Source organism: Pantoea dispersa (assembly GCF_019890955.1).
Taxonomy (GTDB): domain Bacteria; phylum Pseudomonadota; class Gammaproteobacteria; order Enterobacterales; family Enterobacteriaceae; genus Pantoea; species Pantoea dispersa.
The window spans coordinates 675,176-696,919 of sequence record NZ_CP082346.1 but is presented as its reverse complement, the minus strand read 5'-3'; the positions used below and the strand labels follow the sequence as shown (position 1 = coordinate 696,919).

The 21,744-nt window shown below is 58.9% G+C and carries 19 protein-coding genes; all 19 read right to left on the bottom strand.

Annotation, left to right across the window (positions count from 1 at the left end):
* Nucleotides 1-18: 18 nt before the first annotated feature.
* A complete protein-coding gene (tssG, locus tag K7H94_RS03285) occupies nt 19-1,065 on the bottom strand; it encodes a type VI secretion system baseplate subunit TssG (RefSeq protein ID WP_058771453.1) in 1,047 nt (348 codons plus the stop codon).
* Entirely contained in the window at nt 1,062-2,936 is a 1,875-nt protein-coding gene (tssF, locus tag K7H94_RS03280) for a type VI secretion system baseplate subunit TssF (protein ID WP_222951640.1), read from the bottom strand. The genes tssG and tssF overlap by 4 nt, the downstream gene beginning before the upstream one ends.
* Nucleotides 2,937-2,938: 2 nt before the next feature.
* Nucleotides 2,939-3,514 carry a type VI secretion system baseplate subunit TssE gene (gene tssE / locus K7H94_RS03275; protein WP_021506795.1) on the bottom strand — a complete coding sequence of 192 codons (576 nt, stop codon included), beginning with the start codon at nt 3,512-3,514 and terminating at the stop codon, nt 2,939-2,941.
* Nucleotides 3,504-4,328, bottom strand: a complete 825-nt coding sequence (locus K7H94_RS03270) for a type VI secretion system accessory protein TagJ (protein WP_222951639.1) — start codon at nt 4,326-4,328, stop codon at nt 3,504-3,506. Before K7H94_RS03270 ends, tssE begins: the two co-directional genes overlap by 11 nt.
* Nucleotides 4,329-4,344: 16 nt before the next feature.
* Nucleotides 4,345-5,322, bottom strand: coding sequence for a hypothetical protein (locus K7H94_RS03265; protein WP_058771450.1), 978 nt, complete (start codon nt 5,320-5,322; stop codon nt 4,345-4,347).
* A gap of 10 nt (nt 5,323-5,332) precedes the next feature.
* Nucleotides 5,333-6,124 carry a PP2C family protein-serine/threonine phosphatase gene (locus tag K7H94_RS03260; RefSeq protein WP_021506792.1) on the bottom strand — a complete coding sequence of 264 codons (792 nt, stop codon included), beginning with the start codon at nt 6,122-6,124 and terminating at the stop codon, nt 5,333-5,335.
* Complete coding sequence (gene tagH / locus K7H94_RS03255) at nt 6,121-7,941, bottom strand: type VI secretion system-associated FHA domain protein TagH (RefSeq protein ID WP_222951638.1); 1,821 nt, start codon at nt 7,939-7,941, stop codon at nt 6,121-6,123. The genes K7H94_RS03260 and tagH overlap by 4 nt, the downstream gene beginning before the upstream one ends.
* A gap of 366 nt (nt 7,942-8,307) precedes the next feature.
* Nucleotides 8,308-8,709, bottom strand: a complete 402-nt coding sequence (locus K7H94_RS03250; protein ID WP_141496388.1) for a hypothetical protein — start codon at nt 8,707-8,709, stop codon at nt 8,308-8,310.
* Nucleotides 8,710-8,776: 67 nt separating this feature from the next.
* On the bottom strand, nt 8,777-9,190 hold the full coding sequence (locus K7H94_RS03245) for a hypothetical protein (RefSeq protein WP_021506789.1): 414 nt from the start codon (nt 9,188-9,190) through the stop codon (nt 8,777-8,779).
* Nucleotides 9,187-10,179, bottom strand: a complete 993-nt coding sequence (locus K7H94_RS03240) for a hypothetical protein (protein ID WP_222951637.1) — start codon at nt 10,177-10,179, stop codon at nt 9,187-9,189. The genes K7H94_RS03245 and K7H94_RS03240 overlap by 4 nt, the downstream gene beginning before the upstream one ends.
* A gap of 149 nt (nt 10,180-10,328) precedes the next feature.
* Nucleotides 10,329-10,811, bottom strand: a complete 483-nt coding sequence (locus K7H94_RS03235) for an Hcp family type VI secretion system effector (RefSeq protein ID WP_021313206.1) — start codon at nt 10,809-10,811, stop codon at nt 10,329-10,331.
* A 313-nt stretch (nt 10,812-11,124) separates the two neighbouring features.
* Entirely contained in the window at nt 11,125-12,621 is a 1,497-nt protein-coding gene (gene tssC, locus K7H94_RS03230) for a type VI secretion system contractile sheath large subunit (protein ID WP_141496390.1), read from the bottom strand.
* A 2-nt stretch (nt 12,622-12,623) separates the two neighbouring features.
* Nucleotides 12,624-13,151 (bottom strand): type VI secretion system contractile sheath small subunit, encoded by a 528-nt coding sequence (gene tssB / locus K7H94_RS03225; RefSeq protein WP_222951636.1) that lies wholly within the window; start codon nt 13,149-13,151, stop codon nt 12,624-12,626.
* A 79-nt stretch (nt 13,152-13,230) separates the two neighbouring features.
* Nucleotides 13,231-14,241 (bottom strand): type VI secretion system protein TssA, encoded by a 1,011-nt coding sequence (gene tssA / locus K7H94_RS03220; protein ID WP_222952017.1) that lies wholly within the window; start codon nt 14,239-14,241, stop codon nt 13,231-13,233.
* A gap of 17 nt (nt 14,242-14,258) precedes the next feature.
* Nucleotides 14,259-14,972: a type VI secretion system-associated protein TagF gene (tagF, locus tag K7H94_RS03215; protein WP_222951635.1), complete on the bottom strand. Its 714-nt coding sequence runs from the start codon at nt 14,970-14,972 to the stop codon at nt 14,259-14,261.
* A 14-nt stretch (nt 14,973-14,986) separates the two neighbouring features.
* Nucleotides 14,987-18,616: a type VI secretion system membrane subunit TssM gene (gene tssM / locus K7H94_RS03210; protein WP_222951634.1), complete on the bottom strand. Its 3,630-nt coding sequence runs from the start codon at nt 18,614-18,616 to the stop codon at nt 14,987-14,989.
* A gap of 3 nt (nt 18,617-18,619) precedes the next feature.
* The gene (locus K7H94_RS03205) at nt 18,620-19,861 is read right to left on the bottom strand and encodes a DotU family type VI secretion system protein (RefSeq protein WP_021506782.1); all 1,242 of its coding nucleotides are present in this window, start codon (nt 19,859-19,861) and stop codon (nt 18,620-18,622) included.
* Nucleotides 19,862-19,880: 19 nt separating this feature from the next.
* A complete protein-coding gene (tssK, locus tag K7H94_RS03200; protein WP_058771443.1) occupies nt 19,881-21,221 on the bottom strand; it encodes a type VI secretion system baseplate subunit TssK in 1,341 nt (446 codons plus the stop codon).
* An 8-nt stretch (nt 21,222-21,229) separates the two neighbouring features.
* Nucleotides 21,230-21,727: a type VI secretion system lipoprotein TssJ gene (gene tssJ, locus K7H94_RS03195; protein ID WP_222951633.1), complete on the bottom strand. Its 498-nt coding sequence runs from the start codon at nt 21,725-21,727 to the stop codon at nt 21,230-21,232.
* Nucleotides 21,728-21,744: the final 17 nt, after the last annotated feature.

Below are 21,744 nucleotides of genomic sequence, written 5' to 3'. Positions count from 1 at the left end.
CAGGGAAAAGCGATTGGGCTAGCTTGCGGCTGCCTCAACCTCAAACATGAAATCTTCGCGATCCTGCGGCTGTGGCGCGTGTCCCAGCCAGCTGGTGTAGCCCAGCCGGGCATTGCCTCCCAGCGTGACGCTTTGCACCTCTTCCGCCGCCAGGATCAGACTGAGGTCCCACTGCATCTCGATGCCGAGATAGTGACGCACCCAGTCGCGCACTTCCCGCGCGCCCGGCGCATCTGGCAGAAAGTGGGCATACTGCTGCGCGCTCAGCGGACCGAGCCGCAGGCGAAAACGGTGCTGCACATCGCGCACCGCCACACCCAGGAACGCCGATTCGCCCAGCCGCGGCATCTGGCGTCCGGCCCCCAGCCGCGCCTGATCACGCGCGTCCAGCGTCAGCCACTGCGGCACGTTCTGTGCCAGCTGCACCGGTACGCCAAAGTAGTGACGCAGAATGCGCACCAGCCCTTCAGCGTCGTGACCGTGGCGGCTAAGATGGCCGACCAGCATCAGCCGCGCATGCAGGCTGAGCGAACTGGCCTGCTGCTGCGCCGGTAAACCGATGCCGGCCAGACAGGCGAGGTAATCGACAAAGCGGCGGTTATCGGCGCGATCCAGCGAGACGGCCGGCTGCGCATCGGCCCAGGCGCGATAAAACAGCAGCGTGGCGCGATGGTGAAAGATGTCGGCAAACGCCGCCAGGCTGTGATCCTGATGGTGCACGATGCGCTCATGCACATATTCCGTCAGGTGGGTCGGCAGCGGACCGTTGGGGCCAAACAGGCCAAAGCTGTAAATCGCCACGTCATGGCGCGCGTCCTCTGCGCGCGGCTGCACGCTGGCCAGCGTTGCCGGGGCAAACGCCAGCGACGGTTGCTGACCAATGCGCAGCGCTTCGAACTTCGGCAGCGGCGCGCGTCCCAGCGGATAGCGCTGGCCGCCCTGCGCATCCAGCCGGCGTAGCAGCTGAAACAGATCGTAGCGCCACGGTGCCGCCATCACTGCCTGCCAGAAATCGTCCGGCAGCCGCTGGGCGCGCTGCAGCGGAATGATCTGCGCCTCGCTCATAGCAGCGCCTTCCTGCCCATGCGCGGCGGCCAGTAGCCTACCTCGCCGCGCTGCTGGCTGTTGAGGGTGAATTCGGTAAAGCTATTCAGCGCCACCAGCCGGCTGCACACCCGTTCCAGCACGCTGCCGAGCAGCCACGGGCTGGCACCGGAAAACGCCTGCTCGTCGACCTCCAGCGTGATGCTGACGCCGCGCGCAAACACCACCGGGCCCGGTTCCGGCACCCGGCGATTGACCGCGCTAAGCTGGCAGTGGCGAATACCGTCAATCTGGCGCGCCACCGCCGCTTCGGCGAGATTAGCGTACAGGCTCAGCAGCTGGCGCAGCGCGGCGGCGCCCTGGCCGTCGCTGCTGTCCATCAGGCTCAGGTAGTTCATCTGCAGGTGGCTGATCAGACGCCACGCGGAGAGCCCTTCGGCCAGCGCCGGACGCGGCGGCGTCGGGCCTTTACACAACTTCAGCTGACCGACCGGGATCGAATCCGGCATGACGAAATTGCCCTGCTCCTGCTGCAACAGCATCAGCGGCAGGTCGCGGCTGGTGCAGAGCACGTCTGCCGACAGGTAGCGCATGTCGTCGCGCCACGGCGTGTGATGCTCATCTACCAGCGACAAAAACACTTCCGAGCCGATATAGCCGGTGCGCGTGCCGTAACGCTGCGCCTGCTCAGACAGCGTGCGCTGCTCGCGGCGCAGCGAGAAATAGGCACCGTAATCGCCGTCGTCGCCGCTGAAGGTGCTCCAGAACGGGCGGAATAATTGCTCTTCGCGCTTGCCCTCAACGGTGGCGAACAGCCGCTGCACCGAGTGCACTTCGTAGTCCAGCGGCCGGATGTTATCCACCACCAGATGATATTCGTGCTGGCTGTCACTGACCTTCAGGCGCTCGGCCGTTTTGGGAAACAGGTTGATCACCGGCGTGCAGTGCAGCGCCAGATGGCTGCTGTCCACCACGCTTTCCAGCGCGCTGTCAGCCTTATCCAGCAGGATGATAATGTCGAATTCCTGCGCGTTATCGCAGCGGCGCAGAAACGGTGCCAGCTGGCTCAGGCTGATGAACTGGAAGCGCGCCGGAAAGGCAAAATACTCCTGCAGCAGCCGGTAGCCGTCGAAGTTACGCAGATCGTCCGGCAGCAGCGCCTGCTCTGGCGCAAAGCCTTCCTGCTGTAACGCTTCATCCGGCAGCACCTGGCGCAGCGGTTTCTGTTCAACCGATTGCAGCACGATGCCGACGCGGTGCTGCATCAGCAGCTCCAGCAGTTTCTGTGCCTGAATGTCCGGGCCGCTGAGATACAGCATTAAATCGGCGACATTCAGCTGGCTGAGCGACGAAATGCCTTCGCAGGCGATACGCACGCGCAGCGCGCTGGCGGCACCGCGACCGCTGAGCCTCAGTTCGCCCAGCGGCAGATCGCCCGGCACGCCGCCGAGTGAAACGTCGCTGATGTGCAGCGGATGCAGCGTGACATCGTGCGCCGTGGTGTAGCTGCAGGTGACGCCACTTTTTTTCAGGTGCTGGCTCTCCATCATGGTGCCGCGCGGCACGTGGAAGCCATTGCTGATGTCGCCTTTGCGGCTGTCCGGCGTGAGCTGTGCAATCGCCATCGACGGCGTAGGTGACAGATAAGACGGCGCAATCATCTCCAGCAGCCGCTGCGAAAAGCGCGGGAATTCGGCGTCCATTTTGAGCTGCACGCGCGACGTGAGGAAAGCAAAGCCCTCCATCAGGCGCTCAACGTAAGGATCGGCGACTTCGATGCCGCGCATTCCCAGCCGCCCGGCGACTTTCGGATAGCGCGCAGCGAACTCCGCGCCCAGCTCACGCAGATAGGCCAGTTCGCGGTTGTAGTAGTCGAGCAGTTTGCTGTCCATGATTAACCTGCATCCAGTAGTTCAAAATGACCGCTTTCCAGATCAACCTGGGTGCGGAACAGAAACTCCAGCGGATAAGGCACGCACCACAGGCGGCCTTTTATTTCAATCGATAACACATTGTGCAGGCTGAGCGACTTCAGATCGCTGACGCAGCGTACCTGTAGCCCCTGCGGCAGAATGCGCGGCTCAAAGTGCAGAATGGCATCGGTCATTTTGCGCTGCATATCCTGCCATTCGATGTCGGAGATGTTCTGTCCGGCCAGCGGCGCCACGCCAAAATTCCACACCGAGCGCTGCACTTCACCAAAGGCGCTGAGATCCTGCTGGGCTTCGTTGTTAATGGTGTTAAACAGCCACTGCAAATCGCGCAGCACGTGGCGGCGCAGCGTGCTGTGGGAAATCAGCGTGGTATTGCTGGCTTCACTCTGCTTGTCCGGCGCGTTGTCAGTCAGACGATCGAGTAACGAGGATTGCAGCTTGTCGCGCGCGGTTAGCGCATCGCGATTTTTACGCGCGCGGAAACCGCCATGCAGCTGGGCATAGCCGTCGTTATGCGAGCTGTTATCACGGCTCATCGCTGCCGCCTGGCTGGAACGTCAGCTGCTGCAGCGTCAGCAGCGGATACTCGCCGCTGTCGCTCAGCCACAGCTTCTGGCCATGGCCGGTAAACTGGCTGTCATCGTGGCCCAGCGGCTGCCATTCCGTGACGCTGGCGCGCAGATAACGCTCATCCGCCCCCGGCAGCAGCGGATAGCGCACCGGGATCTGGCAAATCTGCTCGCTGCCATCCACCAGCTGCACGCGCGTATGGCGCCAGACCAAATCGGTCACGCTGGCGGGTGCCTGAAATTCCATCTCGCGGATCGCGGCGAACGGAATCCAGTAATAGCGGCCGTTGGCGATGGCTTCGCACACCGGCCCGAAGCGGCTGTCGCCGTCCATCAGCCACGCGAAGTCTGCCGTCTGTTCCTGCTGCTGCAGCTGGCCCGGATTGGCTTCGGCCTGCGCCAGCGCGGCAGCTCGTTGCTCCGCACCCTGCGCGAAGTCACCGCGGATGTCGGCGGTCAGCGCAGCCAGCAGGGTTTCACACCACGCCCACGCGCTGCCCGGCAGCTGTGGCTGCACCTCGCCGCGCAGTACCGCTTCACGCTGCTGCTCACCGGCAATGGCCTGCTGCAGTAAGGTGACGGTCGGCTGCGCCTGGGGCGTCAGCGCCAGCCACGATTGCAGCTGGGTTTTTGCGCGCGTCCAGTTGCCCGCCAGGCACAGCAGCTGCACAAACGCCGCGCGCAGGTCGGCATTGGCCGGGCTGGCCTGAATCTGGCGGGTGATATCGGCGAGGTTATCGGCCAGTGAGGCACTGGCCAGGCGCGATTGTAACGACTCCATGCAAGCTCCTTTTGCGTTAGTTGATGGTGCGGTAAACCGCGGCGGCGGGATCTTTCAGCTCCGGATGCAGCTGCTCTACCAGCTGGACTTTCAGCGGTGCACTGGCGCTCAGCCACGGCGACCACACTTTGCGTACTTCCTGCAGCCGTGCGCGCAGTGCGCTCTCATCGGCGGCATCGCTGGCGGGCATCTGCACCACCACCTGATCCGGTGCCTGCCAGCCGTTGAACTGGCTGCTGAACGGCAGCACCAGCCAGCTGTCTGGCGACTTCTCGTTGCTCAGCACCATGCGTTCGCTGTTGACGGTAGTGATGCTGAGCTCGGCGCTCTGCTGTTTATTATTCAGGCCGGCAATCGGGAAGCCCTGCAGGAACGTCACCACTACGCTTTTCGCCGCACCGTTGCCCATCTGCGTCAGGCTGCTGCGGCCGCTCAGCCAGCCATCCTGACCGCAGCTCAGCCCCTGTTTTGACGGCACGAACAGCGCGCTGGTCTGCGCCGGATGCTGCCACCAGGTGCGGAAGTGACAGCCGTCGAGCAGGCTGAACTGCAGCCACGGCGTGGTATCGGCCTGCGGCGAGTTGAGCACCGGCGCGGCAGGGGCAACCGCAGCGGTCTCTGGCTGCTGCACGGGCGCGGGCGGCGGCGTTACCACCGTTTGCCACTGCTGCGCTTTGGCAGCGCTGCCGCTGGCGATCGGGTTGCCGTCATCATCATTGAGCGCCCAGTTGAGCTGCTGCAGCGCTTTACACTGCGATGCCATCAGCCCGGCGACGCGCGGCAGAAAATCCTCCAGCGCCGCGACGTTTTTCGCGCCGTGGGTGACGATGCGCAGATCAACATTGCGCTTACACCAGCTCGCCAGCTGGTTATCTTTCACGTCATCAATCCAGACATCCAGTTTCTGTGCCGGGGACTGCACGATGCGATAGTTCTCAGCAAATGCGTGCGTGCTGAGCAGCAGCGCAGCCAGACCCAGTAATCCATGTTTCATGTTGGCGTTCTCAATCTCGAAGAGGGAAAAACTGCGCCGCTTCGGACAGCGAGTGCAGTAAGGTGGTGTCCTGCGGTGAGCCAATCCAGACGGCCAGCGCGCTGAAGTTATCCTGCTGACCGTTATCCGGCTGACCGTTGCGGATGATTTGCTGCATCAGCGTCAGCCACTCTTCCGGCGTATTGACCATGTGCAGCGACTGCTGCATCTGCTCCAGCGTCACGCCGTGCCAGAAGCCATCGGTGCACAGCAAAAAGGCGTCGCCGTCTTCTATTTCCACCACATCGCTGTAGCTGGCGTCGCGCTGCTCATCGCCCATGCCGAGGGCAAAATAGAGCAGGTTACTGTTGATACCTTCGGTCTGGTGGCCGGCATCTTTCATCTGCTGCACCAGGCTGTGGTCGGTAGTCACGTGATAGAGGTAGCCGCGGCGAAACAGATACAGCCGGCTGTCGCCCGCGTGCGCCCAGTAGGCCAGCTCGTAGTCGCGGTCGACAAACAGGCTGACCAGCGTGGTGCCCATGCGGCTGTGCTCGCTGCTGGCTTTCTGCTGCTGGCGAATCGCGTGATTCGCGTGGTTGACGTAGTTGCGAATCGACTGCGCATCCAGGTGCGCGTTACCGTCGAACGCCTCCATCAGGCTGCTGCGCGCGATGCGGGCGGCCACGTCGCCGCCGGGAAATCCTGCTACGCCGTCGCACACCACGAAGCAGGCTGAGCGTTCGCCGATTACCTCACCGGTTTGATCCTGATTGCTGGCGCGATCGCCCTGATTCGACGTGGAAGCAATGGTGATATTCATGCGTCATCCGTGTGGGTTTGTGAATCTTTGTACTGATTAACTTCCAGGTCGTAGGCATGCAGGAAAGCTTCGCCGAACAGGGTATGGAAATCATCCTCAATCTCGCCTGCCGTCTCGCCGTAGCGCTCAACAAAATGCTCCCACAGCGCGGCTTTGCGGCTGCCCGGCAGGCCGAGGCGCGACAGCGATCCCGCCTGGCGTGCTTCCTCTTCCAGCTGATCCGGATTAAAGGATTGCAGCATCGAAGCGATAATGGCGCGGATCCCGGCGATCATGCCGAGCTGATGCGCCTGCAGATCGATCAGGGCATCACGTACCGCCTGACGCGGCGGCATGAAGCCCGGCATGCGGCTGCCAAACATCTGCATCAGCACGGTTTTGCCGGACGGCAGCAGTTTGAACGGGTTGTTGGCGTCATCGAGGATCACCGTCATATCCGCTTTAACGCCACGCTTGAGAATCGAGCGTGACGACAGCAGCGCAACGGTGCCCTGCGAGAACATGCTGAGCATCTGGCCAAACTGCAGCATCTGCTCGCGGTCGAACTGCGGCGTGGGCTGCAGATCGCGCAATCCCATGCCTTCCAGCAGTGCATCCAGCAGTTCGCCTTTCAGCGCGTCGCCGCTGTTGTGGCTGGCTGTCGCCTGGCTGGCGGGTGCCGGGTTCTGATGGCTGGAAGCCACCGGATCGATACGCAGCCGCCCTTTCGGCGTCGGCGACGGGACACGTTGCACCGCCTGCGGCGTGGGCAGCGTAATGCCGCCGTAATCCATCTGCGGCGCGACCGTCTCTGGCTGCTCCGCCTGCGGTTCGATCAGCGGCGACGTGGCCTGGGTTTCGGTGTCATCAAACAGTGGCGAACTGCTGAGATCCGCCAGCCCGACCGGTGCCGTCTCCGGCGAGGGTTCACTGGGCGTTTCCGGCTGGGCGACGGGCTGCGGTTGAATCGTCTGTGCCGGCGCGATCTCCGGCTGCGCCAGCGGAACCGCATTGCCCATCATCAGGCCGAGCGGATCGTCGTGGTTGCGCACGTCGCTGCTGCTCTGGCTGCCAAACAGGCTGAGCGGATCGAGCTCGGTGGCACTTTCGACCTGCGGCTGCGCGGCGGCATTCTGCTGCGCCGACAGCGTGCTGGGGGTGCGATCGTCGAAGATACTTTCCTGCGCGAATAGCGCATCGCCTTCATCGAACAGGCTGGTGTTTTTCGGCTGCTGGCCAATATCCAGCGGCGCATCGTTCACCAGCTGGGCCAGCGGATCCTCCGGGTTGCGATCGAGGCTGGCCGGCGCGGTGAGCGGATTGGCCTCCGGCAGCACCTCGGCCGCTGCTTTGCGCTTCGACAGATCGTCAGAGATCGAGAACTCTTTGGCGAGGCTGTCCCAGATCTCGCTGGGGATCGCGGCGGTGCTGGCATCCTTTTCCGCCGGTGGCGCATCAGCCATTACCGGCGCCTGCACCACCGGCTGCGGTGCCTGCGTGGCGGCCTGCGGCTGCTGCGCGCCGTTGAGATCGTTGACCAGCAGCTGGTAATCATCGATGCCCAGCACGTCGCCATCCTGTAATTCCACCTGACGCCCGCGCTCCAGCGGGATGTCATTGAGCAGTACGCGCGTCACGTTGCCCCGGTTGGTGAGGCGGCATTCGCCCGCGGCGGTGATGTGCACAATCGCCTGCAGGCGAGAAATGGTGCGATCGTCATCCGGCAGCACCAGATTGTTGTCCACTCCGCGGCCAATGGTGCCGCCGGGCGGCATAAAGTCACAGCGGGTTTGCGGCGGCTGGTGGCCGGGTTTAGTCGTTATTATCGTAAAGCGCATAACGGGTTCCTGCGGTTAGCGGTTCGGCATCTATATTGCGCGGCTCTCCGGGAAAGACGCGGAATATAGGAAGCGGGTGATACGATGCTGCGAGCGATATCAGGTGAATGATGCTGTGCTTTAAAACGCGATGCGTTGTGTCATATTTGCCATTTAGAATTTTCGTTGGCTTAGAAATGATTGCAATTTTGTAGCAGCACCATTTATTGCGCGATGAATCGCGCCGCTACAATATGTGCGTGGCGCAGTGTCAGTACACCGGATCAAGACGATTAGCCGGGATGTAGCGACAACTGATTTATTCAATATAAACAATGAAAGCAGACATATATGATTCTGAAAACTTCATTCAGTATACTGAAGAAATCAGTGCATCCGCTTATAAATTAAAATAGTTACGGCACCTAAAAATAATAGCAGCGCACTGATTAAGTTTAGGTTATGCACTATGAGCAACCATTTTATCTTTTCAGATGGGAAATTTTGAACAAAATTATATGTTTCAGCACTCACCCGCTCATTTTTCTTATGATACATGGTCACACCTTTATAAAGCCGTGCGAAATATGAGACCTTGTTATGATGAAATAATGATGGAAAATGATTAGCAACCTGCGTGATAATATCGTTCTGCAGGTTAATACGCTGAAACTCACTCATTATAAAATCAAATTTCCGCTGATTACTCTTGAACAGGATAAATGCCCATACTTGCAAAATGCAACCCGAGCCTATCAAAGCAGCTGATATTGATAGTAATAGGTCCACAGTAGTTTTCCATAATCATGACTGCCCCAGCTTCAGGAGCTATGTCCATCACAGATGCTGCGACTGATTAACTATAATAGTGCCTCCAGATTATAAACCCCACGCCTCCGCCAATCATGAAAAAGGCAGTAACCAGATTTAAAGTATGCAGACGCAGCAACCAGTTTATTTTTTCTTTAGGCAGGGACTGAATGAAATCATAGGTTTCCTTGTTTACCCTTTCATTCCTTTTATGATAAAGCATGACACCTTTATAAAGATAAGCAAAATAAGCTATTTTAAGCGGATGAAAGGATGCGCTAAAGTAAGAGGAAATATTCGTCGTGATGTCAAGCTGAAGATTTCTCTGTCGAAATTCAGACAAAATAACTTCGAATTTCTTGATATTTCTTCTAAAAATCACATAGCCAGAAATTTGTAAAACGATCGATAAAAGAAAAGAAAATACAGATAGAAAAATTAAAGCATCAGGAAAATTCATAAAATTTTATCCATTGTAAATCCTGTCAGCCAACCACCTACCTCGCCAGCAACATATCCACCTACAGCAGCTCCAACCAGTGAGCATGTAAGATAACCTATCGGTCCAGTACCTATTCCCAAAGCAACGCAAACAAACTGACCTGAGGCTGCACCAAATGTACCACCATAAACGCTTGCCATTGTACTCGCTGCAAATTTAGCGTATTCGGTTACGGCAACTTTAGCACACTCATTTTTCCGGTCCACCGTACAAGCCTGATAGACCTCATTCGTCGTATTTAAGGCACCAAATCCTACAGCTACCAACCCCCCGGCTTTCATAAACTTAGCTGCTTTCGCTGCACCATCTACGTAGGTTGAGTAGCCACGAATTGCTCCCACTCCAGCGGTTTGCCAGTCGTGCACAATGGATGAACTGGACAAATTCAATGCATGTTTAATTTTATCGTAGGGTCTCAAATTCAGAATCAATCGCGAAACGCGATTGAGCAGCTGTTCGAGTTCGCCAAACAGACGGCGACGCTCAACAAAAAACTGCTCACCAAATAGTGTGCCTGCCGTTAGGTACTGGTTGCGATAGGCATTTTCAATGGCAGTAAGTTTATTTGCTATTTCTGAGAAGTATTTCTCGCCTGCATCACCGATCAGACCCGAAGCATGATCCATATAATTGGTAATAGCAGCGATCGAAGCATAATGCCGGTTGAAAAAGTCAGCCTCATCAACGGATAGATGCGCCAGACTATTGTTGGTTGTCGCTTTTGCCGTTGCCAGGGCACTCATTGCCGCAGGATGATTGTTTCCTTCCGGATCAGCAACGATCAGGATTTGTCCCGGTTTAGCCCATGCGACATCAGCATTTAACTGCAAAAAGTAATTTGCCGCCGGCATGTTGCGCGTACCGTACAGCCACATCGCTTGCTCGGTGAGGCTTCCAGGGCGTTGCACTACACAAAATCCCGGTTCGATGGAAGTTTTACCTGTCATCACAATCTCCTTTTGCAGTTAAATATTTATTTAGTTAAAAGATAATCTTATTAACATCTCTTCTGTAAGTTGTATCCCGCTCAATTATATTTTCAGATAAGTATTCTGAAATATTTATAGCGGCCCCACAGGGCCGCTTAATAAAGCAATTACGCTTCTTTATTTTCTTTGATGTTCCAGCCAGCGCTGCTTTCAGCGCCTTTACCACCTGAAGAGCTCTGCTCCCAGTATTGCTGCTTCACTTTGGCAGCCTGGAACGCGTAAGTCACGCTCAGGGTATCGCCATTAGCAGCACCGGTATAATCAACTTTTGACACCAGCACATCTTCCAGTGTGATACGTGCGTATTCAATCTGTGTGCCGCCTGCTTTGCATACGGACAGCTCTACTTTGCTGATATGCTTACCGCTGGCGCAATTTTTCAGGATTGCAGTGGTGGATTTGTCAATCAGTGCATTTACGCTCAGGTCAGCAAAATTCACTTTACCTGCACCGCCGCCGCCGCCAACAGACATATTACCCGGCTGGTTAGCACCCCAGTTGAAAGAGGTAATATCAGTCCAGCCGGTGTGGTTGGAGTCTTTAGACTCGCCGGTCACACCATCAACTTTTAAAAACATATCAATAGCCATAATTATCTTCTCTTGCTTGATTTACGTTCTGCTTTGATAAAGCATCGTTATGGCAAACAGGAAAGCATGGGGCTGAATAAAACAGTCCATATTTTACCTCTGCCTCGTTTTCTGAATATCGCTACATGGTTTATTCAGAGAGTGTTTTTATTGTCCCACTGGATGGAGCAATAAAAATAGTGAATCCTTTAGTTATTCGATATTAATATCGAAACGTGGAGCCGGCTCGCAAATAAGCGTTTTGCGTCTGCACGTTAACTGCAAAGCTTTATGAGCATTCAGACCGCCATACATGACGGCCTGATGCAGTTAATCAATTCTCGTTCGATTTGAGTGAAGGCAGTTTAGATACCAGACGCAGTGACACCGTCAGGCCTTCCAGCTGGTAGTGCGGACGCAGGAAGAATTTCGCGGCGTAGTAGCCCGGGTTATCTTCCTGCTCTTCCACGCTCACCTCGGCGGCAGCCAGCGGCTTACGCGATTTGGTTTCCTGTGACGAGTTCGCCGGGTCACCGTCGACATAGCTCATCACCCAATCGTTCAGCCAGCGCTCCATTTCATCACGCTCGCGGAATGAACCGATCTTGTCGCGCACGATGCACTTGAGGTAGTGCGCGAAGCGGCAGCAGGCAAACAGATACGGCAGGCGTGCAGCCAGACGTGCGTTGGCGGTCGCATCGGCATCATGGTATTCCGCAGGCTTTTGCAGCGACTGCGCACCAATAAAGGCAGCAAAGTCGGAGTTTTTGCGATGCACCAGCGGCATGAAGCCGTTTTTCGCCAGCTCGGCTTCACGACGATCGCTGATGGCAATCTCCGTCGGGCATTTCATGTCTACGCCGCCGTCATCACTCGGGAAGGTGTGGCACGGCAGGTTTTCAACCGCACCGCCAGACTCGACGCCGCGGATCGCGGTGCACCAGCCGTACTCTTTGAACGAACGGTTGATGTTGGCTGCCATGGCGTAGGCGGCGTTGCTCCAGGTGTAGCCGTTGTGATTTGAGCCATCGGTCTGCTCTTCAAAATCAAAGCTATCCACCGGATTGGTGCGAATGCCATACGGCAGGCGCGCCAGGAAGCGCGGCATGACCAGGCCGAGATAACGGGCATCTTCCGATTCACGCAGACTGCGCCAGGCGGCATATTCGGTGTTCTGGAAGATTTTGGTCAGATCGCGCGGGTTCGCCAGCTCCTGCCATGATTCCATCTGCATGACGGTCGGCGCGGTACCGGTGATAAACGGGCAGTGTGCCGCCGCGCTGATACGCGCCATTTCGCCCAGCAGCTCCACGTCCTGCGGGCTGTGATCGAAATAGTAATCGCCCACCAGGCAACCAAACGGTTCGCCACCGAACTGACCGTACTCCTGCTCATAAATCTTCTTAAACAGCGGACTCTGATCCCAGCCAGCGCCTTTAAAACGCTTCAGGCTACGTCCCAGCTCCTGCTTGGAGATGCTCATGAAACGGATTTTCAGCATCTCGTCGGTTTCGGTGTTGTTCACCAGGTAGCTCAGACCGCGCCACGCGCTCTCCAGCTGCTGAAACTCTTCATGATGAATAATCTGGTTGATCTGCTGCGACAGCTTGTCGTCAATCTCAGCGATCAGCGCCTGGATGGTACGATAGGTATCGTTCGAGATGGTGACGGTGTTTTCCAGCGCCTGCTGCGCCAGCGTCTTCACGGCACTTTCGACGGCTGCACGCGCCTGATCGCTGGTTGGACGAAATTCTTTGTTCAGCAGGGCGCTGAGTTCATTCTCGCTGTAGTGCAAGGCACCCTGTTGCTGCTGATGCGAAGACTGGGTCATGATTACTCCTCCTTACCTTCAGCGCTTTCATCCTGCTTCGGCAGATGGGTCAGCGCTTTTAACAGCGTTGGATCCTGCAGAATCTTACCGATCAGCTCTTCCGCACCGTTTTTGCCGTCCATGTAGGTCAGCAGATTCGAAAGCTGGGTACGCGCTTCCAGCAGGTTGCTCAGCGGTTCAACTTTGCGGGCAATCGCATCCGGTGAGAAATCGTCCATGCTCTTAAAGGTCAGTTCGACGTTAAGCTTGCCTTCGCCGTTGAGCGTGTTATCCACCTGAAACGCCGCGCGCGGCTTCAGCGCTTTCATGCGCTCATCGAAGTTATCGATATCAATTTCCAGGAATTTACGCTCATCAAGGCTCGCCTGCGGCTCGAGTGGTTTACCGACCAGGTCCGCCATGACGCCCATCACAAACGGCAGCTGAATTTTGCGTTCCGCGCCATAAATTTCCACGTCATATTCAATCTGAACGCGAGGCGCGCGATTGCGGGCAATGAACTTCTGCCCACTGGATTTCGTTGGTGCCATGGTTTTCTCCATTAAGGGTGCGCGGGTAAAGTTTCGCAGGAGGCGCGCAGGTCTCGCTGCGTTGAGTTGTTACGCTCGCTTAGTCGCGGCGTCCAAAGATATTTTCCAGCTGATGCACGCCGTCTGGCGCCAGATCGCGGATGATGTCCATAAAATCGAGCTCAATCAGCCGCTGTACGCGGTCGATCATCAGCGGTGCCGGATGGCTGGGTTCGTGCTGAGCAAAGTAGTGCTTCACCTTCTCCAGCATCAGCTGCGCATCGGCGCGCGAGCTGAGCTGCACGCTGCGCCAGTCAGCCGTGCGAACCGCTGCGGCGGGCGCGGCGACGCTCGGTTCCGGCGGCGGCTCTGTTACCGCGGCCGGCTGCAGCGCGCTGAGGTCAGTGGCCTGACAGCGTTCGGCGATCATGGCGATCTGCCTGCGCAGCTGTGACAGCTCCGGCACCGCCGCTTCACCCAGCTGTTCGGTCAGGGTTTCGGTAATAGTTTGCAAACGCTCACTTATCTGTAGCACCGCTTCAATACCGGGCTGCTCGCCGCGCGACAGCTCATCGGTCAGGCGCGGCAGACCGCCAGGATAGTCCGCGACTTCGGTTTTGCTGCCGTCGCACAGCGCAGCAGCATCGCGCAGCGTGATGCCATCCGAGGCGTAGCGCAGCAACCAGCTCTGGCGTACCGCGCTGCTCAGCGCTGATTTATCGCCCAGCAGCGCCACCGCGTTGATGCGGTAAAACGGATCCTGTTCGCCGTACTCTTCCAGTCGCGGCCACAGCGGCTCCCAGTACAGCAGCAGCGCCTGCTCAATCAGCTTCAGCCCCTGCGCATAGCCCGGCAGCCCTTTCAGCTCGGTCCAGGCGTGAGTAAGCGCTAACATCACTCGCAGGTCTTTGCTGCGGCTGAGCAAGTCAATCGCCAGCTTTTCGACTTTATTCCAGTCGGCTGATTCAGCCGGGATAATGGTCTCGCCAAACTGCTGTTCAGCTTTACCGGTACTGGCCTGCTCCATCGCCTGGTAATCCGCGTGATACTCCAGGTTGTCGCCGCAGGGGTTATCACTGCTGACCGGCGCCAGCAGCGCGTCAATATTCATCGTCATAGCGGTTGGCCTCAGGATTCAAACATCGGAGGATAAAGTCCGTTTCGTCCGGGTTTTGCCCCGCCGGCCGGGTCGAACAGCAGTGAGAACAGCTGTGCGGTGAAGTTGCCGCTGTGCACCTGGGTGTAAAGCGGGAAGCCGTCGCTCTGGTTTGTCCACCAGAAGCTGGTGTAAAACTGCGGGTCGAAGCTGTCACCCGGCAGTTTCCAGTTGAGCGTCGACGGCTCGCCGTCGCCAATCACCTGTAAAATGTCCGATTGTTCGCCGTCAGTTTGCGGCTGCTGGGGCTGCGGAATGCTCAGCAGCGCCTGGTCGAGCTGCTCTGGCGTACCGCCGTTTTGCACCACGCGCAGCAGCGTATTGCCGACCTGCTGATACCACTCGCCCGAGCGGGCCAGCAGCGCCGGTGACCACTCGGCGGGGGTAAAATGGCGCAGCGCGCACAGCGGGTAGTTGCGGCCGACGCTGTCGCGGGCGGCAATCAGGCAGCCCATCTGGATCAGCTGACTGCCGAGCATCGGCGGCACGACAAAATTCCACACCGGCGCTTTGAGAAAGGCGCGCGACGGGGTGTTTTTACTCTCTTCACTGGTTTGCCAGTGATGCAGTCCGACCTGAAACCAGTTCGACCACTGCCGGTACAGCACATCGGGGAAGCGTCGCTTCACAAAGTCACCCGAGCTGGGCAATTTGCCGTACCAGCCGGGTGCTGCGTAATGAGTCATTATCAGGTCCTGTTTCAGGGGCAGCTAAAGCCGGGAAGCTGGAACGGGTTACGAATACTGCCAGGGGTGAACGACAACGTGACCTGATGGCCATCGACGTTAAAACTGGCCTCGCGGGTCAGGCCACCGGCCGCGGTTACACGAGCGCGATCGAAGAAGCGGTTCAGCGCCCACGGACCGCTGGTCACCAGCGTTGAGGTGGTGCCGTTGGTCAGGCCAAGCTGCATGCGCACCTGGCTGGTGCCGCCCGGTCCGGGCCAGCTCACCATCTGCACCGCCTGCGGGCCGTGGCTGTAACGCAGAATCTGGCCATCGACGTCGAGCGTCAGGTTGAGGATGTCGTTATCCATTTTCACCGTACGCAGCGTGACGCGGAACGACGGCGTGGTCGCCCCGTTAGCAAAGAAGGCATCACGAATCGACTGCGCCTGCTGGAACGGACGCAGCAGCGCCTCACCGCCCGGCAGCGTTTTGCCGTCGATGCCTGGCGTGAAACGCCACGCCGCGTTGGTGGTATCCACTTTGCTGGCCAGATTGTCGCGGAAGAAGCTGTCCATCAGCCCGCTGCCCGGCGCGAACATGCGCGCCAGATCGTCCGGCGTCACTTCGCTGCGCGCATTACGCACCAGCGGATAACGGCCGGCAATCGCCTGGCGGCAGAAGCTGCCCACTTCCATGGTGATGCGCTTGCGCACGTTATCCATATCGCGGCGCTGTGCATCACTGCTGGCGCCCACGGCCATGCTGGAAACCATATTCTGCAGCGAACCCGGTAAGCGACCGGCGCTGGCCTGCAGGCGACTGATGGCATCACCGGACGGCGGCGGCATGCCGCTATTGGCGGCGTCCTGCACCGCCGTCAGATAGCGGTAGAGATCGTCGATCTGATGCAGAAAATCATCCACCGCCAGCACTTTACTGCCCTGCTGCAGCGGCTGTGCCAGCTCCAGCACAGGCGCGAAGTGCACCGCCACCGCCTGCTCCGGTGCCTGCTGGGTTGCGCCCTGGCCCGGCGCCGCGCTGGCTTTGGAGGAACTGAACAGCGCTTCTAAAGTGCGCGTGGCGCTGTTGCCCGTCGCCGGCAGTGCCTGGGTACTTTGCTCATCCGGCTGTGCGCGGTTCAGCGTCAGCAGCTTACTGAGGTTAACCACCAGCTGGCGCAGCGGCGAGTGGTTGCCCGACAGCAGACGTGCGGTGTTGATGCGCTGCGACAAATCCGCGCTGCTGTTGAGCTGGATATCGCTGAGGAACTGCTCCCACTGGCGGATGTAATCCTGCACGTAGAGCTGGCGCACCGCGAGATCGGTCTGCTGACTGTTCTCCGGCGAGGCAACGCCGCCCAGCACCCAGACATCATCCTGAAACAGCGCCTGCGTGACCGGTGCGATTTGTTTATCAACGTGCTGCCAGTAACCGTCAGGCGTGAACAGGCCGGCGACGCCGTCATTGACTGACTTGCCGCTTTTGCGTGAAAACACCAGCTCACTCTGCGGCCCGCCCAGCGCCGCGAGGGTGACCGGTTGCAGGCTGCCGTCACGCTGCAGCAGGCGCTTCAGACGTCCGTAGACGCGCTGCGACAGCGGCATTTGGTTAATCAGCGCCTGCTCGCGCTTTACCAGCGCGTCATCCTTCGCGTACGGCGAGGACTGAATCTGTGTCTCCAGCAGCTGCTGCAGATGCCACGCCAGCTGTTTCACTTCTTGCTGCGTCACATTTTGTGGCAGTTCGCGGCTAATATTCAGCATCAGCCAGGCATGCAGGAATTTGCCGTCATAATGTTTTGGCTGATACAGCATCTGGTAAGCTTTCAGCGCTTCGTAGCTGTAATCCGCATCGCTGCCGTTGTCGTTACGCAGCCAGCGGGTGATGTTTTGCGCCACCTGCGGCAGCAGCAGCTGTTTCAGCGCTTTGTCATACAGGGTGCGCGTGGCGTCGCTGACTTCGGTACCGCGATACAGGCCCATGCGGCGCGTCAGCGGGGGATCTTCCAGCGAGAAGTCGGCGCTCTTTGGCAGCTGCAGTAACGTGTTGAGATACGGCACCAGCGCAAACAGATCGCCATTGCCCTGCCGTTCCAGCTGTTGTCCCAGCTGTTCCACCTGCGGCGTTTTACCCGCCATCTCCTGTAAATAAGCTTTGTTTTTGCTGTAGCTGGTGAGCCACAGCGCTCCGGCAATCAGTACCAGCACCAGCAGCGCCAGATAGCCGGACCACAATCCGGCGCGATTGCGCAGCTCCCACCAGCGGTTACTGCCTGCCAGGCCCGACTCCTGGAAGATGACATTTTCCAGCACGCCTTTCAGGAAGAAGCTCTGGCCTTTGTTCGGCGGGATCGGTGACGCTTTGTCGACCTGGTCCCAGCTGCCGGACTCGCCGCTGCGCTGTCCCGGCAGATGCAGGGCGCGGCTCAGCTCGCCCATCACGCGGTCAAACGGCAGCCCTTCCTGCGTCCCGCTGGCGAAATAGATACCACGCGGCGCGAACTGAGTTTCGAAATCAGATCGGGCAAACAGCGTATCCAGCGCCTCCGCCAGCAGCGGGCGCAGCGCGGCGAACTCCTGCGGGAACAGATAGCTTTCCGCCCGCGCCTGCGCATCGCTTTCCGCTAACAGCGTATCGGCCAGGCCGGCATCCAGACGCTGCTGCAGCAGTGAATACTCCTGCTGAAACTGACTGTTAAGCTCAAACTCTGCGGTCGACGCCTGCGCCCATGGGAAGGTAAAGCCCCAGATTTGCTCGCGCTGGGTTTTATCCAGCGCAGCGAAGTAGCTTCGGAAGCCTTTGAGCAGGTCGGTTTTGGTGACCAGCACATAAACCGGGAAGCGAATGCCAAGGCGATCGTGCAGCTCCATCAGCCGCTGACGCAGTGCGATCGCCTGATTGCGCTGCGCTTCCGGCGATTGCGTCAGTAAATCGGAGACGCTGAGCGTGACAATCACGCCATTGACGGGCTGACGACCGCGATATTTACGCAGCAGGTCGAGAAAATGATGCCACTCGCTGGCGTCGCGCTCCTGCTGACTCTCCTGGGTGGTATAGCGACCGGCGGTATCCAGCAGCACCGCTTCGTTGGTGAACCACCAGTCACAGTTGCGCGTGCCGCCGATGCCGCGCAGCGCCGCTTTGCCGAACTTGTCCGCCAGCGGGAACTGCAGCCCGGAGTTGACCAGCGCGGTGGTTTTACCGGCACCCGGTGCGCCAATGATCATGTACCACGGCAGCTGGTAGAGGTATTGATGGCTGAAGCGCTGCGCCCAGAAAGGCGCGCCCTTGCTGCTGGCGCGCTGGAAGTGCGCTTTTTTCAGCATGTCGGTGGCTTCGGAGAAACGGCTCGCCAGCACCTGTTCTTCATTGGTCAGGCGTTTGCGGTCCTGCTCCGGCGCATCGCTTTTGCTGGTTTCGAGGCTCGACATCAGTTTGCGGTTGAGCCAGAAGTTATACAGGCGCGGAATCGCCTGGCTCAGCCCCCACACCAGATAGAGCAGCGCAATACTGATGATGCGGTTCTGCTCTGGCTCCAGCGGCCGCGAGTCGACAATGGAAAACACCGGGCCAATCACCCAGATGATAAAGGAGAGCGCGGTAATGCCGACAAAACCCCAGGCGAGGCGGCTGGTCAGCACCGCAAAAAGCATATTCAGCATGGATTAGTTCCCTCTCGCCAGGCCGTTGAGTTCCGCTTGCGTCGCATCCGGCGCTACCAGCAGAGTAATTTCTACGCGACGGTTGCGGGCGCGATTCTCCGCGCTGGTGTTCGGCACCAGCGGATGGCTTTCGCCACGCCCTTCGGCTTTAACCCGCGACGGTTGTGCCAGCTGCTGCTGCAGCAGGGTTTGCACCGACTGTGCGCGCGCCAGCGAGAGTTCATAGTTGGAGGCGAAGCGGGCGCTGCGAATCGGCACGTTGTCGCTGTAGCCAATCACCAGAATCTTCCCGCTGACGTTATTCATCGCGGCGGCAATGCGCTGAATCACCGCATCGTAGCGACCACGCACTTCGGTGGATGCCGAGGCGAACAGGCCATCGCCCTTCAGGGTGACCACGCTCTGGTCGGCTTCATCGCGCACCGCCACCAGGCCGGCATCAATTTCCGGCTTGAGGAACGCTTTCAGGTTCAGCGTGGCGGGCGGCGGCGGTGCCGGATTGCTGATTTTGACTTCCGGCAGCGCGGTCTGATAGATGCTGGCCAGCACCGGCGAGGTGTAGTCGCCGAGACGCCAGTTCAGGACGATGTAGAACAGGCAGGCAGCAAAGCCGGCCACCGCCGCACAGGCCCACAGTGGAATCATCGGCCGCCACAGCTTGCGCAGCACCGGCTGATCGGTGGGATGCGGTGACAGCGCCGCCGGGTAACTGCCGCGCACGCTTTTGATCATCTGCAGCAGACGCTGTTTGATGGTTTCCAGCTGCGAACGCCCGTTATCCAGCACGCGGTAGCGCCCTTCAAAGCCGAGCAGCAGGCAGAAATAGATCAGCTCCAGCAGCAGGATGTGCTGACGCGGGTTTTGCGACAGCTTGGCCAGCAGCTGAAAGAACTTCTCACCGCCCCAGGTTTCATTGTGAAACGTCACCAGCAGGCCGTTGCTGGTCCACACGCCGCGGCTGCCCCACGGCGTCAGCGCCGCCGCTTCATCCAGCGCGGTGCACAGGCAGTAGCGCGCGCCGACGATCACTTCATAACTCAGCCCCGACTGCTGGCAGCTGAGCTCAAAGCGACGGATCTGATCGATCAGCTGCTGGCGCAGCCGCGCCGGATCGTCGTGCGAGACGGAGTGGCGAATCTGCGGGATCGCGTTAATCAGCGGATTCGCCGCGGCGACCAGCACATTCTGATGGCTGACATCCTGCTGTGTGACGTCACTGTTCGGTTTCTGTTGTTCCTGCATCATGCGGCGTGCTCAGTTTTGATTATTCTGACTGACTACGAATGGCCCAGAACTCCATGTTCAGGCCCGGAAACTCACCGGCCAGATGCAGCGCAAAGGCACCTGAGCGCTCCATCTCCTGCCACAGCTCGCTGTTCTTATCGAGCTCGAAATAGCTGTAGCCGGCATGCCACGGGATTTGCGGCGGCGCGCCCGGCATGGCTTTCAGCGCCAGTCCAGGCAGCTGCAGCTGTACCAGATCGCGGATTTTGGTGACGGGCGCGACTTTCATCTGCGCCGGGAAGTGGGTTTTCAGCGCCTCGGCCGGCACGCTGGCTTTGACCGCCAGCACAAAGCCGAACTCGCGCACCATGCTGCTTTCCGGCACCGTGGCCACGTTGAGGCCGTGTGAGCGCTGTGTCAGCGGCAGCTGGATGGCGCTCTCTTCCATCACCTGCGACAGTCCCTGGCGCAGCAGCAGCGTTAAGCGGGTAAAGCAGCTGTACAGATCGTCATGGTCATACAGCGGCAGCGCGTCCGGGGTGCGCGCCGGCATCCAGCTGCTCAATTCAGCGGCCAGCTGCAGCCAGTGACTGTAGAGCGTTTCCGGGTGCAGCAGCGGCAGATGCTGTAAGTGCGCGTGCAGGCCAAGCTGACGGTTGAGCAAGGTCAGCAGCATAAAATCGACCATGTCGGCACTGTTAAAACGGCCGGTACCCGGCGTGCGCTGGCTCAGCTGCTGGCTGCGTTGCTGAATCAGGCCGTGCAGGTCATTGAGCATACTTTGCAGCGGCCGGCTGGCGTTGAGCGTCAGCATCGGCGGAATGTAATCGGTGTCGAGGCGCACGTGGTTATCGCTGCGTTTTTCAATCACCTGCGCCACGCCCATCGCCGTCCACTCTGCGGTGAGATCCTGTTCCAGCATCAGGCGCAGGCGCAGTTTTCCGAACTGAACGGTGGCAGCGCCGACCGCCTGAGCGTTGTCATCTTCGACTTCGGCTTCCCACGCCAGATAGCGCGCCAGTGAATCCTGCGTCTCCTGAAACGCCACCGCTTCACGCCCGTTGCGCCGGGCCGGGATCGCCAGTACCACTTTGCTGCGATCGACATTCGCCGGCAGATCCAGCGGGGCCGGACCGTGCTGTGGCTGGCTGAAAGAGAAAAAGGTGCCGTCAGGCAGACATCCGCTGGCGGCACTCAGCGCCAGTTTTCCCTGGCGCAGCAGTGCTTCATCAAATTCGAGATCAAAAAAACCCCAGGTGTAGGCGCGCTGCGACTGCCCCCACTCGCGCAGGGTGCTGTGTAGAAAATTTTCCGACTGCTGGAAATGGTGAGGGCGCAGGAACATCCCCTCGGTCCAGACAACCTTTTCGGCTCGGTTCATAGGCATCCTTACTGCTTAACCACGCGCAGGCCGTTGATATCCGCCACGACGCGGGCATTCAACTCACCATCGTTATTTTTCCAGAACTGCCAGAATGCGCTGTCGTCGCCATCCGGGAAGGGCAGCGCGAGGCGCCAGACTTTACCGTCCAGCGCCTGATACTCGGCCATGATGCCGATGAAGCGCGCTTCCGGCAGGCTTTTCGCGCTGAGGGTTTTACTCAGCTGACCTGACATCAGGAAGAACTGCTGATTGTTGAGCAGCGTGCTGCCCAACGCGGTGGCGGGCTGGTTCTGCAGGGAGTAGAAATCAGCGGACATGAATTCCGCATCGGAGGTCAGCAACATCACCCGGACTTTGAGCGGCGCACCCGCGTTGATCTGCGGATGCGCCTGAAAGTCGAGATTGTAGCGCGCAACCGGCGCCGGACTGTTGCTGCTGCAGGCGGCCAGCAGGCAAGCCAGCAGCAGTAATCCGGCGCGGCGGAGAGAAAACATCGTCATCATTCAGCCCTCCCTGCTTA